Raw genomic sequence first — 15,401 nt, forward strand, 5'->3', positions numbered from 1 at the left:
TGCCCATTGTAAGAGAGTGTGGTGTGCATATGCAATGATCAGTTGTCTTTGATACAGCTGGAAAATATGGAGTAGGTCTCGCGCTCGAATCGCTGGGTACCTGTTGTCTATCTGAACTGGGAATTAATCCCTCTGAATTGATAATTAGCAATAAAGTGGGATAAGCGTATGGAAAGGACTAGCGTACGATGCAGTGCAACGTATCAGTTACCAGGGTATAGTGGAGCATTTTTATCAAGGAAGACGCTTATTACCAGTATATCTTAGATGCATACAAAGCTTTAGCCGGACTGAAAGATGCTGGTCAAATTTTGGTTATCTCAAAAACAAAAATGATAAAACAGGTAGGTAATCCTTAAGTTTTATCCGCAGTATTTTCAATGACTGCGAGATTCGGTATTCTACCGTCTTGATTGAAATTTCAAGCGCCTCTGCGATCTGTGCATTGGACATTCCCTCAAGTCGGCTCATTTCAAACGTGGTTCGGTAATTGGGTGGAAGCTCACGGATGGCTCGGTCAATCTTTTCGCCGAGCTCGTTTACCATGTAAAAATCTGGGTCATCGAGCTGGTTTTCACTAAGGTAATCGTAGAGTTTGGCCCGTACCCTTTGGCGGTATTTCTGATTGCGTATGGCATTAAGGCATCTGTTTTTGACTGAGACGAACAGATAAGATTTTAAAGAAGTCGTTATGATCAACCGTTCGTACTCTTCCCACATATGCATCATCAAATCCTGCACCAGCTCTTGGGCATCATCTTCATTCACATATTGGTACGCGTACTCAACGAGCGGCGAATAGTATGTCAAAAATAGCTCTTCAAACCTTTTCCGCTTATTCATATTTTGGTCAAAACTTAACAAAGATAGATTTTTCCATTACATTAAAAAAAAAGCTTTCATGTTTAGGGTTACTCAAATTCTATGTGTCGTATAGCAAATAAAACAATGATGATGGAGCCAACAGTGCCAGAAGAATTAGTATTGATCCGCTATCTGCGGGGCCACGCGTCGCCGTCTGAAGCCCAGCAAGTGGAAGCGTGGATTGATCAACGTGTTGAAAATAAGCAGATTGTCGCCAAACTAGCGTTGCTTGATCACGCTCAACAAACACTTGTGCGCATCTCCGGCCGTGATCCGAAGCTCGCATTGATGAAACTGACACACCAAATCAAAAGAAGATCTTTAGTGCGTATGTTGAAGCGGGTGTCTGTGGCAGCCGCCATCCTGTTCGGCATCCTTACCATTGGCATCTACTTTTTTCCACGGCAGCAATCCGGAAATGCCATCGCAGATACCACGATGGTCACACTATATGCAAAAGACCACTTACGCACACCAATTTCACTGCCAGACGGAACGATTGTATATCTCAATGCTGGCAGCCAGCTCACCTACGCCAAGCCATTTGCCGAAAACCATCGACTGGTTTCGATCACAGGAGAAGCATTTTTTGAGGTTGTTGCAGATGCCAACAGACCCTTTTTGGTCCGTACCGCCCACGATGAGTTGACCATTCGCGTGCTGGGAACAGTGTTTAACGTCAATGCCTACCCTGGTCAACAGATGATTCGGACCACTTTGGTATCCGGGAGTGTACAATTGCAAGTGCCGGGCGTCAAGGAAAAAATTTTTCTGAAGCCAACACAACGAGCCCTTTTTTCACCGAAAGACAACAAGCTCAAGTTAGAAACCGTCGATGTGAGCGACGAGATCGAATGGCGTAAAGACCGATTGGTTTTTAAAAATACACCCATGGATGAAGTGCTACGCAGGGTTGCCCAGTTTTACGATGTGGTATTCAAAATCGAAAGCCCTGTTATTCACACCTATAAGTTTACGGGTTCATTTGAGGGGAAAACCCTTGACGATGTACTGAACTACATGAAAATATCGTCCAAGATGAAATATTCGATAAAGAGAGAAAGCCCCGGCGACAAGCCGGTGGTGACTTGCGAAATTAACTAGCTACACGGGGGAGGTAGCATAAACTGAAGTTGTAAACCTATATCTAAATGACAGCGCTTATGATAAAATAATCCATCAAAAAAACACGGAAATATGTTACCAGCATATCTCCGTGCAAAAAAAACTAGTGAATAGTTTCTCTTTATTTATTATTAAAGTATTACAAAATTATGAAAAAAGTTACTCGTCTCCAATTTGTTTGGAGTGACGATTGTCGTTTCGTCCATTGGAGAAAAATATTGATGACAATGAAATTAATATTGGCGTTCACCTTATTATCGATCAATATCGCACTATGCGACCATTCTTATGCCCAGCGCACCATGCTCAGCCTATCCCTTGAGGACAAACGAGTAGCCGATGTATTGGGAGAAATTGAAAAAAAATCCGAATTCCAATTTTTTTACAATAACGAGCTCGTGGATGTGGAGCGTCATGTTTCCGTTAAGGTTAGAAGGAAGCCGGTCTTTAATATCTTGGACGAATTATTTTCCCGTTCGGATATCACTTATACGGTCGTAAACAAAGACGTGATCCTTACTCCAAAAAATAGACTTCCCGGAATCCGTGCACAATTGGTCCAGCAGCTTCATACGGTTTCGGGCTTGGTCACCGATGAAAACACAGGAGTACCTATGCAAGGCGTCAGCGTACTGCTTAAGGGACAATCCGGGGTCACCGTCACCGACCCCGAGGGCAAGTACGCGATTACCGTGCCTGATGAGGGTGCTACCTTGATTTTTGTATTCATGGGTTACACCCCCCGTGAGGAGGCTGTAGGTGAGCGCAGGCGTATTGATGTGGTGCTAAGCGGCAAAACTATGGAAATGGAAGAGGTGGTGGCCATCGGGTATGGCACTGTCAAACGGACCAATCTGGGCGGGGCCGTGGGTTCGATAGATCGGCGTACGTTTGAAGCACGACCCGTGCGTAATGCGGCTAATGCCTTGCAGGGTGCAATACCTGGCCTCACCGTGATCCGCACCAGTGGTGCCCCGGGCAGTAGTCCGACGATCCGTGTCCGTGATGTAGCTTCCATCAACCAAGGTTCTCCCCTCGTGTTAATTGACGGTGCCGAGGGCGACCTGAACCAGATCAACCCCGCAGATATTGAGAATATTTCGGTGCTCAAGGATGGTACGGCCGCCATCTATGGCGCACGGGCCGCCTCAGGCGTCATCTTGGTCACCACCCGGAGTGCCCACCGCAATCAAGATCGCCGAATCACGTTTGACGCCTTTCAATCGGTCAAGACGCCGGCAATGCTCAGGCAGGCGGCTAACCTTTACCAACATGCAGAGATGGCCTTGGAAATCCGGGATGGCTCCTTTCCCATCGAATATACGCAGGAGGAATTGCAGTTTATCCAAGAGGGTAGCGATCAGGTGCTTCCTGCTTCTAGCTGGGGCCGGTGGTCGGGTTACCCCAAATTCTATAAGGATCAGGATTGGAATGACATGATCATCGGAAACGGAAGCCTGCAGAATTACAACCTCGGACTTTCCGGCGGCGGTGAGAAACACACGTACTTGGTATCGCTAGGCCACACCGTGGAACAAGGCTTACCTAAGTTTGGTACAGACAATGATAAACGCTACTTCGTGCGCGCCAAGTCGACTATAGACCTTTCCCAGAACTTGCAGTATGATTTTAACCTTTCATATGAGGCAGCAAACCGAAATTATTCCTCCGCCATTGAACATGGCCAAAATATTTGGGAGCTCATCTACAAAACCCGTAGCTGGGCGCCATTGCGCAATCCTGCTGGCAACTTTTATACGTTTGAGGGGTTTGACAACCCCGCGCAGGTGCTAGAGGAAGGTGGTATGTCCGAACGCTTGTCTGGAAACTTTACCTTTAACAACCAATTGACTTGGAAAGTCTTCAAGGATCTTAATCTAGTAGGCCGTGCTGTTGTCCGTAAGTTTGATGAAGACCGCTACATCATGCAGAAAATGCTATACAGCTATAACTGGGACAATGTAAATCATCGGGTGTCTAGGAATCCGAACAGTGCAGAACGCAACTATGCTAAAACGTTATATCGGAATTTTACGTTGTATGCAGATTACAAGAAGACACTAGGGCAACACGACATTGGTGTGATGGTCGGTACGGCGCATGAGTCGTCGGATTATGATACATTCCTGGCACGGCGTATTAACTTTGACCAGCAGGCTATTATGCCGTTGCGTTTGGGAAGTCCAGAAGACCAGGTGGCTGAAGGCTCGGGCAACCAATGGACCATCAATTCCTTTTTCTCCCGGGTCAACTATGCATTTGCAGGCAAATACCTTTTCGAAGCCACGCTGCGCGCAGACGGCAGTTCGCGGTTTGACCCCAGTACCCGATGGGGGTTTTTCCCAGGTGTCAATTTCGCATGGCGGGCCAGTGAAGAACCATTCCTGAAAAACCTGGATATCTTTGATGACCTGAAATTCAGGGCGTCATACGGTGAAGTCGGTAACCAAACCGGTATTGGCTACTATGACTACATCGAGCGCGTAGCTATTGCTACAGATTATTACCCGTTTGGTAGTGGACTCCGCGGACAAATGGCTCGGCAGGACAATATGGTTTCGTTATCCCGCACTTGGGAGACCGTTGTGTCGCAGAATCTTGGTGCCGATTTCACCTTGCTCCGCGGACGGCTATTCGGATCTTTTGACTATTTCTGGAAGGTCAATAAAGATATGTTGATTCCGATCACCTATCCGTCCATGCTCGGGATGGCTGCTCCGGCGACGAATAGTGGCAGACTGGAAGTAAAAGGCTGGGAAGCTTCCTTGGGGTGGAGGGACCAAGCAGAAGAATTAAGTTACTCGGTGCGCGCAAATGTAGGGGATGCACGGAATACCGTAGCGAGCCGCATCGGCAATAACCTCATCGGTATTGGTTTGAACGATACGCCCTTGGGCTACCCAATGTCTTCCTATTTCGGTTATAAATTTGATGGAATTATCCAAAACGAACAACAACTGGCTGACTACCGTACCCGTTTTCCCAATGAAGGGACTATCCAGACAGAGGTCACCATTGGCGATGCCATGTACAAGGATCTGGACGGAGACGGTAGGCTTACCGCACTCGGCGATGGTAGTGAAGGTGCCGGTGATGCCGTATACCTAGGCAATACCAACCCCCGCTACACCTTCGGTTTGAACCTCAATGCATCGTATAAGGGATTTGACTTGAGCGGGTTTGTGCAAGGCGTGGGCAGCCGCACCATCGTGCTTTCAGGTGAGGCCAGCATGCCATTCTACCAACCTTGGTTCCAGTCGGCCGAGTATTGGTATGGCAAAACATGGACACCCGAACGGACCGATTCGCAGTATCCCGCTATCACCATGACCGGAAAGCGTAATTACAACTACCAAGTCTCGACCAATACCACGCATAATGTTGCGTATATCCGATTGAAGAATGTGCAGTTGGGCTATACGATTCCCAGCAGTATTGCACAACGGATGAAAATCGAGAAAATCCGGTTTTTCTTTAGTGGGGAAGATTTATTCGAGATTCATAATGCCCCCGGAGGTTGGGATCCTGAAGAAGGTGGGGGCTATGTCAGTTACCCCTTCGCACGTAATTACGCCCTAGGTGTCAGTTTGGTATTTTAATGGTTTAAAAAGAGAAGACGATGAAAAAATATTTAGTTTCGATATGCAAGGTGGCCATGGTCATGGTGGTCATCTCCGGTTGCCAAGATATAAATCTGACGCCAAAAGACGATTTGGACGATCGGCTATTCTGGAACGATCCCAGTGACTACATGAAGGCAGTAAACCGATTGTATAGCCGTACGGAAGTGCACGGTACCAAAGATACTGACAGTGATATCGGTTTTGAAATGAGCGCCAATAATGTAAGTAACGGTTCATGGAATGCACCAAATTCTGACGGCGAATGGAACGATCGGTATACCGATATCCGTGATTGCAACAAAATTTTGGAAAGCAGCCAGTCGTATGCCGGTAATGCGGCTGACATTACTCGTTTTGTGGCGGAAACCCGTTTTTTTAGGGCGTACAATTATTGGCGGCTTTTGCGGCGGTTTAACCATGTCCCCCTCATCACCGAGGTACTCACGACGGAGTCGCCGGCGCTTTACGCCAGCCGCGATGAGCAGCCAGTCGTAGAAGACTTCATCTTGGCCGAGTTGGAAGCCGCTGCTGCTGCACTTCCCAAGCAAAGTGAGCTGATTGCCGACGACCTAGGCCGGGTCACACAAGGGGCGGCTCTAGCGTTGAAAGCCAGGGTAGCTCTGTTTGCGGGCACGTGGGCCAAATACCACCAACACCGCACTGACCATGTACAATTGTTGGATCAAGCTATCGCCGCGGCCAAGCGCGTGGCTGAGAGCAACGAATACCGCCTGTTTGAAGGAGCTGGAAGCCAAAGCTACCGCAAGCTCTTCATTGACGATGGCGATGACGCGCCAGAGGCCATTTTCTCCAGCCGGTTTGCTACAGACATCCGGATGCACTCTACGGCGCATTCGGTCTTCTGGGGCTGGCGGGGTACGCCTACCAAAAAGTTGGCCGATATGTACTTGAGCAAAAGTACTGGTTTGCCCATTGAAAACCCGGGCTCAGGTTTCCACGGATATGAGCGTATTGCCCATGAGTTCACCGACCGCGACCCACGGATGACACAGACCATCCTAATGCCAGGTACTCATTATATCAATGCCCAGCACGGTCCCGATTCATGTGTGGCTGCATTCACCACTCGGCCAGAAACCCGTACGGGGTACAAGCTATGGAAGTTTATGGGCGAGTTGATGAAAGAGTCAAACAATGCGTCCTACGATTACCATATCATTCGCTACCCCGAAGTGTTGCTCATTTGGGCTGAAGCCACGTACGAGAAAGACGGACTAATCAGCGATGATCTACTCCAGCAGACCATCAATGTGATCCGTTCACGTGTGGGTGTCGAAATGCCTCCGCTTACCAACGGTTTTGCCATAGCAAATGGTTTGGATATGCTTACCGAAATCCGTCGGGAACGCACCGTAGAACTGGCCTTTGAGGGGTTTCGCCGTGACGATCTCCGGCGCTGGAAAACTGCGGAAACCGAGTTGAAACCGGCGTTAAGGGGAATCAAATACCAAGGTACCGAGTATGAGGATTTACAGGTGCTAAATTCAGGGAATCCCGGTGTGGTGGATAGTGAGGGCTTCCTTATTATCGATCCAGCAAGCGCGCGATTCTTTGACACCCCGAAACACTACTATTATCCGGTACCGTTGGACGAGACCTATCTCAACCCAAACTTGCTGCCCAATAATCCTGGATGGCAATAACAAAGCCTCGTTGGCGAATAACTATCGAGCTGCCGGATTTTCCGGCAGCTTTATTACCTATTTATTAAGCTAAAAAATAACATGAAATTACCTGTAAAGAAGTCTTTAAACATACCTGCCTTGCTTTTTTGTTTCATCTCCTGCATGGCATACGGACAAGTCGACGATTCTCCCCGTATCATCAACATCGTCAATTTTATCCGGCAAACGGATTACCGTGTGCAGCACGCAGACAGTCTTTTGTTCGAGGTGGTGGAGGAGCAGATCAAACTTGTCAATCAGTATAACTTTCCGGCCACGTTTCTCTTCCAATATGATGCCCTGATTAATCCAGCTTACCAGAAGCTGATGAAAACACAGCTCAACGCCCATTGTGAGATTGGCGCTTGGTGGGAAATCACCCAACCTCATGTAGAAGCTGCGGGTATACCATGGCGAGGCGAACATACGTGGGTATCCCACGCCAATATTGCCTTCACCACCGGATATACCCCGGAGGAACGCGAGAAACTGGCGGATGTGTTTATGGCTAAGTTTAAGGAAATATACGGGTTTTTCCCACGCTCTGTGGGATCTTGGTTCATCGACTCGCACACGCTGGCCTACCTTTATGAGAAGTACGGCATCGTGGCTTCAAGCAATTGCAAGGACCAAATCGGCACGGACGGTTATACGCTATGGGGAGGCTATTGGAATCAAGCCTATTACCCCAGTCGCCACAACGCCTATATGCCAGCCCAGCATGCCGAATCCCAGATTCCGGTACCCATATTCCGTATGCTCGGGAGCGACCCCATCTACCAGTATGATATCGGCTTGGGGCGTAGCCGGCAGGGCGTAATCTCCCTCGAACCAGTTTACCACGAGTCGGGTATGGACCAACGTTGGGTCGAGTATTACTTAGATGCCATCGTGAACCAACCCAGCCTAGCTTTTAATTATGCCCAAGCCGGGCAGGAAAACTCCTTTACGTGGCGGGAAATGAAAAAAGGACTACTGATGCAGTTTCCCTTGTTTGACTCGCTTCGGCGGGAAAATAAGATTCGTTTAGAGACCCTATCCGAGTCGGGCTTGTGGTTTAAGAAGCGGTTTTCGGTAACACCGGCCACGGCGGTCACTGCGCTGTCCGATGTGCGGGGTGAGGGGCGGAAAACGGTTTGGTACAACAGCCGGTTCTACCGGGCAAACCTCCTTTGGGAAAAAGGCACGTTCCGTTTCCGTGATATCCACCTCTTCGACGAGCGGTTTGTGTCGAGTTATCTAAAGGCAGCCGGTACGGGCAACCAGTTTTTTTACTATGCATTGCCGGTAGTAGATGGCTTTCAATGGAGTACGTCCGATGATCGTGCAGGCCTTCGTATTATGCGATTGGACGGCAAAGGACAGGCGTCTGAAGTCCTGATCGATGATCCAGAAGTCACCGAAATAGCCGCGGATCAGCTCCAGGTACGCTGCGCAGATGATCAAGGAAACGTCTTTACTATCCAGTTCCATGAGTCGCATATCGAAATCAGCTGTTCGCCAAAAGAAAAAGACCTGTTGTGGCAGTTAGAACTTCGGGGACCAAAACCAACGGCGTTCCCTTTTCAAGCCATCCACAAGAAAAAGATTGATGCTACTTTCCGTGACTTTTCATATGCGCTTTATAGCAAGAAGGGGACGTTTGAACCAGTCCATGATGAGTTAGGGACCGCATTCCGCATCATACCAAAACGCCACCAGATTATCATCGCTACCCATCGATGACCCAATACCTAGCCGAAGTTTTTATTACCGGTTAATCACCAAGAGGCTGTCTAAGTTTTGAATTGGGCAGCCTCTTTTTGGTGGAATATCGTAATGACATACAGTTTAGGAGCTGTCTTCAGCCGCTTTAGCCTTTGGTACCAACGTCCGTTTGGTTAAGTAGGAATAACCATCCAAAGTTGTGTACTTACCTTTTGTTTGGGTAACCAAAGTAAAAACAAAGCTTCGTGCCACTTTCCCGATTCCGCATAGCGTTTGATCAGGGCATTGCACTGATTGACGAAACATAAGGCCAGTGTTTTTTCGAAGATGATTGACAACACATAAATGTATTACTTGATCCCCTCGCTTTCTAACGCTACGTTACAGCTGGCAGTGCGAAATGTTCAGTTGATCCTAGGTGTTACAGGTATGGACAATGGCTTTTAGCGAATGGCCCCCATAACCTGTAGCATCTTTTTTCCGTAGTTGGTTCCGAGCTGTCGGTAGCCTGCGGCACTAAAATGCAATCCGTCAGGTACTCCTTCACACTCTTCGGACGAAACGATATGTGCATTGTGAATAGTCTGTGGCAAGACTTGAATAATGGTATTCATACTGGCGCATTTCCCACCTTGCTCGGCCGATAGCATTTCTCCTGCCAAGATGGGCGTTTCTGTAGCATGTAATGTCAAATCTTTCAAGAGGTTATCATAAACCCGTTTTACTTTGTTTGGCCAGTCGCGATCTCCTGTATTAGATTCCCCTTGATGTAGCAAGATCCCTTTAATCACACCACTTTTCTGCGCGATTTTTGCCATTTCAACGAGTCTCCCATAAGGATCGTTGCCATAGGCTGCCAGCATGCTTTTCATCCAGTTAGGCGCTTTCGCTACATAGCTAGCCGTGCTGTCTTTGTCAAATAACTGTATGTGGCATCCGCCCACCGATACATTGATCACGCCAATGCGAATGCTATCGGGTAGGTTTTGAGCCAAGATTTTTCCAAAATAGTCAGCGGGAGTAAGACCATTGGTGCAACGTGTGATCGGAGGCTGTGCAAGATGCCATTCTCCTTTTTTGCGATCAAGATCAGGGCAGTCTACGGCTTGAAGCGCATAGAAGCGGTCATTGCCGACAGTGTCTTGATCTTCAAATTTGCCATGACCTTCCATATTGGACTGCCCAAAACACAAGTAGATATGAAAGTTTTTGTCTTGGGAATACCCCAGCATATAAAAAGACAAAAACAAGAATAAGAAATGGAGTCGAAGTACTTTTTTTTGCATCGTGTCGATTATTAGTGTTTTTTAAGTAAGAGGGGGATTTCCCCCTCTCTTTTGCCAAATAAATTACCCTGTGTTTTTGCTACAGTTTACCACATAAATTCAACTAATCCAATAGAGTTGGAATAGCAGACAATTCCGACTTCGATAGCATACCAATGACCTAAAAAGGTTTGATAAGCTCCTGTGGAAGCTCCAAAGTTGTAGTCGTGAATTAATGTGCTACCATGTTTTAGATAACCCGCACCAGAAGTGGGTATATATGCGGGTTCGCCTCCGTTGGTATACGTACATCGAAATGCAATTTCACAATAGCTATTTATCGACACAACTTGACTGTTGCTGGAAGGGTACATACCAGGTACTGTTGATGCCATTAGGCCTATACCATTGGTATAAGCAAAGCTCATTGTTGCACTAGCAAATAATAAGCTTAAGATTAAAATGATTTTTTTCATAGTATTTGATTTTGAATTTAGAAATTGTTACCCCCAACTAATAGTTGCAGTTCCTGCTGCGCCTGTGGCGCCAGATACACTTATGTAGACCGTAATATTATCCCAATATCTATTGGACACTGTTGCAGAGTAGCTGCCGCTGGTTACCCCGTAAACTTCACCGATTAAGATGTCACCATAGGCTACGGCACTGCCACTGGCTCCCGTTTCCCAGACACAATTAAATTGTAGTAGGTTACAATATTGGTTAACATTTACTACCATATGTGCAGTACTATTGGGTGTGTTAGCAATAGCTGTCACATACTGCGAATTGTACGCGTAGGCAGAAATAAAACTGCCAAAAAATAAACTGACGATTAAAATGATTTTTTTCATGATTTTTAAATTTACAAATGATTAAATATGGATAATTTATAATGGTTTTTCGAAAATGGCCACTGCTAGATTATTTTATCTACCTTAACCCGATACATGGATTTTAGAAGGTCCAGTTGTCTTATATATTCTTCTTTTTCCTTATCTGTATACAATCGTTGTTTTAGTATGTCTTTTACCTGCTCAAAAGATTTCAGACTATCCTTTTGAGTATGATAATAGGACACGACCTCTTGGTCACTCACTTGAATAGCAGGATGTATGTATTTCTCTCGGAAATAATTCAAATAAAAGCGGTTTCGCAGCCACCCTACAAATAGCGTGTATTCTTTGTCGTTTTCGGGCTCGAGCTTTTGCACTTCTTCATATAAGAACTGATTGATCAGATAAGTCTCAAGCATGTTCATCACATCATCTGTGTGCTTAAGAGATCCCACAAACATAGGTTGATATCGAATAAATTCCCGAAAATCTTTTCCATAAAATTGCACTCTATGGCCGTTGAGCGTATATTCCATTAGGAGTGAGTCGTCCATTGTATTTGGCCATTCACGTTCCGTATCTTTATATTGCTTGCATAGGTCTGCGATAGCCGAAACATGAAAATTGGGACGAGTCTGTATCTTGATATGCTGTTGGCTTTCCCAAATATATTTATTCGTCAACGTCAACGTTAATTGCTGATGTAGCGTGTTTTTAATTTCTTCGAAGGGGGGACGGCTGGTAATTTCTACGTCTCGTATATAAATCATATACGATCCCTGGTCGGTATCAAATGGCCCGATAATATCGCCAGACTTTGCGTTATCAAGTTGATCTGTAAACGATCCGTATGGGAAGAATGGGTAAGATAAGCTTATTTGATAAAATTGATCTTTATTTATCTTTTTTTTGAGGTCATCGAATCCACTTTTATTGTATTTATCTTCCTTTGATGCACTAGTTTTTGGTAATCGGAGAAGATCAAGGTGGTAGATGTGGTCTCGTTTTCTATATGCTGTATTGAGTAGACTATCCGTGATTTCTAGCTTCGGTTTTATATTTTTGTTCCAAAGATAGCCGTCAACTTGGGATACATAAAATTTTAGCGCATAATCTAGACGTTTATTGAGTTCGGGTATTGTGTCAAAGCGATTATCTTTTGCGAAGGCCAGGATATAAGCTTCATCCCGTATTTGCGCCTGTAATTGGTTCGAATCCAGATTATTTCTTTTTTGCTTTTCTTTTAGATATAGATATTCGTCCTGGCTAAGTGAAAATGCTCCTACATGTAAGATAGTATTTTCACCCTCTTTTGGTGAGGTGTCATCATTACAGCTAATCAAAAAAATCAATAGATACGTGTATATTACTACTCTTTTCATAAAGCTCGCAGTGATTATATGGGAGAAGATGGGATCATATAGGGTTTAAAAAATAGGGGAGGTTATAATTTCTTCAACACTCCCCTCAGTTAAATAAATAAACAACAGGTCTAATTATGTTATTTTTGTTGTTCCAGAGCTTCTACTACAGCCTGATAAGATAATTTACGCAAATAGTTTGCTGTATTTGTCCATAGGCCTAAGGGCTCATTTGGCCGCCAAGTCGAGTTACTAGCTTGATCTATTGGACTACGGAATGTTATACCCGCCCGTTGGTTGGCAGGTATTATCGTATAATAGGCTTCAACAAACCATTTATACATTGATGCCTGTTGCTGATACATGACTGAGGTAGTCTGTGTTGTACTGGTACCTGTACCGATATCCAACCCTGTTATTTTTACAAGCTTTCCCGTTTCGGCTAGGCTTGTTAACATAGCCTCTATTTTTGCTTTATCAGCATCCAAATTTAACGCGAGCTCTGTTGCAATACCGTCGACTTTTACGCCTTTTTCCTCCGTATAGGTGATGAAGTCCATTAATCCCTGTATTTTAGCTGGATTATTAAATAAGTTCGTTTCCGTAAAAAATATATTGTCGTCCGCGCTTGCATATTGTTTAATTTTTTCAATGGTCATCGCCGCATAATCTTTTCCCAGATAATCTTGCCAGTAAAAGGTGTTTGCAGGGGGTGTGGTACCGATTCCGGTTCGTAATTTAGAAGGATTGGCTTCATCAATAGGCTGGTAAACAACACTCCATGATTTAATTTTGTCTTTACCAGCTTCGCCGATAGCCTTGATATACTTATCTAACTCGTTGGTAAATATCTGTGTTCGTTCTTCGGGGGTTTTTACTATAATTTCGCCGATCTTTTCCCAGTTCATAGTGATATTATCGATGAGATAATCTGCCGATCCGGTAGCAGAACCTATTGTAAGAACAAAGCTCGTGAATTCTTTCATTGCCGGGGTCAAATTAAGATTAGCTAGCGGCAATGTAATCAGACCTCTCCCCCAAACATTATCTCCTACCCCAAAACTGGATGGGCTATTGAAATTGTTCAAGGTTACATCTCCTATCGCTGTCGTAATAGCCATACGCATACCAGCTCCATATAGACCACAGCATCCGCCACCTTTAAAATCAATTGTAACAGTTTTATAATCGCCTAATTTGCGTCCTTCGGGTAGATTGATCTGGAACTGCGGAAATGTCTGCGCTCCTTTCATATTTAATACTTTTCCGCTTTTGCCATCTGGGTCATTCACTACAATGTTACTGCCTGAACCTCTAACTGGAAAGGATGAGCCTAATGCAATTTCTTCGAAGTTTTCAACGATGTCTTTTCCAGATTCGCCGGGAATAATAATATCTGCTATTAGTCCGTTCAGATAGTTTGCTTGTTGATTTTCATGCCAAAGCAAATGTCCTGCATGTATAGGCATACTTACGGCACTGTTAGTTTCTAATGCGGCCTGCAGATCTGTTATGAAAATACTACCATCTGCCTGTATAAAGTTCATGTGATGTAATTCGGTGTAACCGATTTCGTCGAAATGACGTTGTGTTAATCGGTATAGCAGACTATTATTCGCAACGTCTGCTAAACTGAGTTCGGCGCCTAATTTGAAATTGGGCTGGCTACTATAATCTATGTATGTCTTTAGCTCATTGTAAGCATCTAGCTCTTCCTGATCAATAATGGTTTGGGGCTTATCAATATATTGTTCTCTTGTTTCAAATTTAGCACAACTATTGAATAGAAGTGAGGTCACAAAATAGAATGCAATTCCTCTGGAAATTTGTTTACTTATCATATTCATAATAGCTTAGTAAAATGGGGGTTATTTAAGTATAGGGTTGAAATAATCGGCAACAACAGCTCTATCACGTATCACCAGGGTATCTTTTGTCAAAATTTGACCACTAATTGTATTTGGGTTATTCCCAATAGCAATATTATTATAAATGATTTGATAATCGAGATACAATACATCCCTATCCTGATTTCCCCAGCTCTTTTTGTCTCCTTTCTTCACAAATGAACCTGTTCCTGTAGCCGTATATCCCGGAGAATTTGTAGAAACAGTACAGTTGCCTTCAGCATCAAAATTCAATAGCAATGTGCACGTAAAAATGTTTCCACCTACCGCATCCCTAAGCTGTATAGGAAATTCAATCGAATTAAGGGACTTAGTGCTTAATAAATTTACTTCGTCATTTGCGACATGAGCAGCATGGCGTGTGACGTTTCTGGATACATCTCCGGTCATTATATCAACGCCTCGGCGAAGATAGTTTCCATGCCAGGTATTGACGTATTTAATAACATACAGTACGTAATCTTGGGGTCTTGTCTGCCAATCGGTATCGATATATCTGTTTGGATCATTCAATGTAGATTTTCCGCGTAAGATGGAGTCAGCTCCTGTAACGTTTTTCATTACTAAAGGAATAACGTAGTTACTTTGTATTGCAAGTGGATCTGCAAAGAATTCATCGGTTAATTGTACCTCTACACCACCAAGAATATTTCCGGGCGTGATGACGATTTTATCCGATTCTAATTTGTAATAAGAAGATGGCATGGGCAACACTTTGGTTACACCATTAGTGAAGTATAGGTGGTCGGTTAAGCTCTCTTCGACTGCTATTCCTATTTCAATTTGCTTGGTGTTATTACGTGTGCCTCCTAGAGCCGCTTTTATACTGACTTTGTGGTCGTTGTCCAGCGAATTGTCAACCTGCGAATCTTCTCCCAGTACCAGTGTCCTGATCGGATATTGTGATGCAAAATATACAGTTTGATAGTCAAAATCCGGATGTACGATCTCTTGATTTCCACATGAGAACAAGGTAGACAAAAGTACACCCAGAATTCCTAATATAGTTCTTTTCTTTTTCATATGCT

13 protein-coding genes are annotated in these 15,401 nt (G+C 44.8%); 4 read left to right on the plus strand and 9 right to left on the minus strand.

The window, feature by feature from the left end:
• Nucleotides 1-315 precede the first annotated feature (315 nt).
• Nucleotides 316-843 carry an RNA polymerase sigma-70 factor gene (locus FAZ19_RS06535; protein ID WP_136819923.1) on the minus strand — a complete coding sequence of 176 codons (528 nt, stop codon included), beginning with the start codon at nt 841-843 and terminating at the stop codon, nt 316-318.
• 105 nt (nt 844-948) lie between these two features.
• Between FAZ19_RS06535 and FAZ19_RS06540 the strand changes: the two genes are divergently transcribed.
• The 3 genes from FAZ19_RS06540 (at nt 949) to FAZ19_RS06550 (ending at nt 7,276) form a co-directional block, all read left to right on the plus strand.
• Nucleotides 949-1,968 (plus strand): FecR family protein, encoded by a 1,020-nt coding sequence (locus FAZ19_RS06540; RefSeq protein WP_169305586.1) that lies wholly within the window; start codon nt 949-951, stop codon nt 1,966-1,968.
• Nucleotides 1,969-2,216: 248 nt separating this feature from the next.
• Nucleotides 2,217-5,588: a TonB-dependent receptor gene (locus FAZ19_RS06545; RefSeq protein WP_136819925.1), complete on the plus strand. Its 3,372-nt coding sequence runs from the start codon at nt 2,217-2,219 to the stop codon at nt 5,586-5,588.
• Between the two features lie 20 nt (nt 5,589-5,608).
• Nucleotides 5,609-7,276, plus strand: a complete 1,668-nt coding sequence (locus tag FAZ19_RS06550) for a RagB/SusD family nutrient uptake outer membrane protein (RefSeq protein WP_136819926.1) — start codon at nt 5,609-5,611, stop codon at nt 7,274-7,276.
• 105 nt (nt 7,277-7,381) lie between these two features.
• Here the strand turns inward: FAZ19_RS06550 and FAZ19_RS24075 are convergent, their stop codons facing one another.
• Entirely contained in the window at nt 7,382-7,648 is a 267-nt protein-coding gene (locus FAZ19_RS24075) for a hypothetical protein (protein ID WP_211245448.1), read from the minus strand.
• A 357-nt stretch (nt 7,649-8,005) separates the two neighbouring features.
• On the opposite strand from FAZ19_RS24075, the gene FAZ19_RS24080 reads away from it, so the two are divergent.
• Nucleotides 8,006-9,022: a hypothetical protein gene (locus FAZ19_RS24080; protein WP_211245449.1), complete on the plus strand. Its 1,017-nt coding sequence runs from the start codon at nt 8,006-8,008 to the stop codon at nt 9,020-9,022.
• Between the two features lie 105 nt (nt 9,023-9,127).
• Here FAZ19_RS24080 and FAZ19_RS06560 read toward each other — a convergent pair whose 3' ends face one another.
• The 7 genes from FAZ19_RS06560 to FAZ19_RS06590 all read right to left on the minus strand — a co-directional run bounded on the left by FAZ19_RS06560 (nt 9,128) and on the right by FAZ19_RS06590 (nt 15,396).
• Nucleotides 9,128-9,310 carry a hypothetical protein gene (locus FAZ19_RS06560; RefSeq protein ID WP_136819928.1) on the minus strand — a complete coding sequence of 61 codons (183 nt, stop codon included), beginning with the start codon at nt 9,308-9,310 and terminating at the stop codon, nt 9,128-9,130.
• Nucleotides 9,311-9,447: 137 nt separating this feature from the next.
• Nucleotides 9,448-10,290 (minus strand): sialate O-acetylesterase, encoded by an 843-nt coding sequence (locus tag FAZ19_RS06565; RefSeq protein ID WP_136819929.1) that lies wholly within the window; start codon nt 10,288-10,290, stop codon nt 9,448-9,450.
• An 86-nt stretch (nt 10,291-10,376) separates the two neighbouring features.
• Nucleotides 10,377-10,745 carry a hypothetical protein gene (locus tag FAZ19_RS06570; protein ID WP_136819930.1) on the minus strand — a complete coding sequence of 123 codons (369 nt, stop codon included), beginning with the start codon at nt 10,743-10,745 and terminating at the stop codon, nt 10,377-10,379.
• A 27-nt stretch (nt 10,746-10,772) separates the two neighbouring features.
• Nucleotides 10,773-11,123 (minus strand): hypothetical protein, encoded by a 351-nt coding sequence (locus tag FAZ19_RS06575; RefSeq protein WP_136819931.1) that lies wholly within the window; start codon nt 11,121-11,123, stop codon nt 10,773-10,775.
• Between the two features lie 65 nt (nt 11,124-11,188).
• A complete protein-coding gene (locus FAZ19_RS06580; protein ID WP_136819932.1) occupies nt 11,189-12,487 on the minus strand; it encodes a peptidylprolyl isomerase in 1,299 nt (432 codons plus the stop codon).
• A gap of 119 nt (nt 12,488-12,606) precedes the next feature.
• Nucleotides 12,607-14,307, minus strand: coding sequence for an endo-1,4-beta-xylanase (locus tag FAZ19_RS06585; RefSeq protein ID WP_169305587.1), 1,701 nt, complete (start codon nt 14,305-14,307; stop codon nt 12,607-12,609).
• Between the two features lie 27 nt (nt 14,308-14,334).
• The gene (locus FAZ19_RS06590) at nt 14,335-15,396 is read right to left on the minus strand and encodes a DUF5627 domain-containing protein (protein WP_136819934.1); all 1,062 of its coding nucleotides are present in this window, start codon (nt 15,394-15,396) and stop codon (nt 14,335-14,337) included.
• Nucleotides 15,397-15,401: the final 5 nt, after the last annotated feature.

Source organism: Sphingobacterium alkalisoli (assembly GCF_005049105.1).
Lineage (GTDB): Bacteria > Bacteroidota > Bacteroidia > Sphingobacteriales > Sphingobacteriaceae > Sphingobacterium > Sphingobacterium alkalisoli.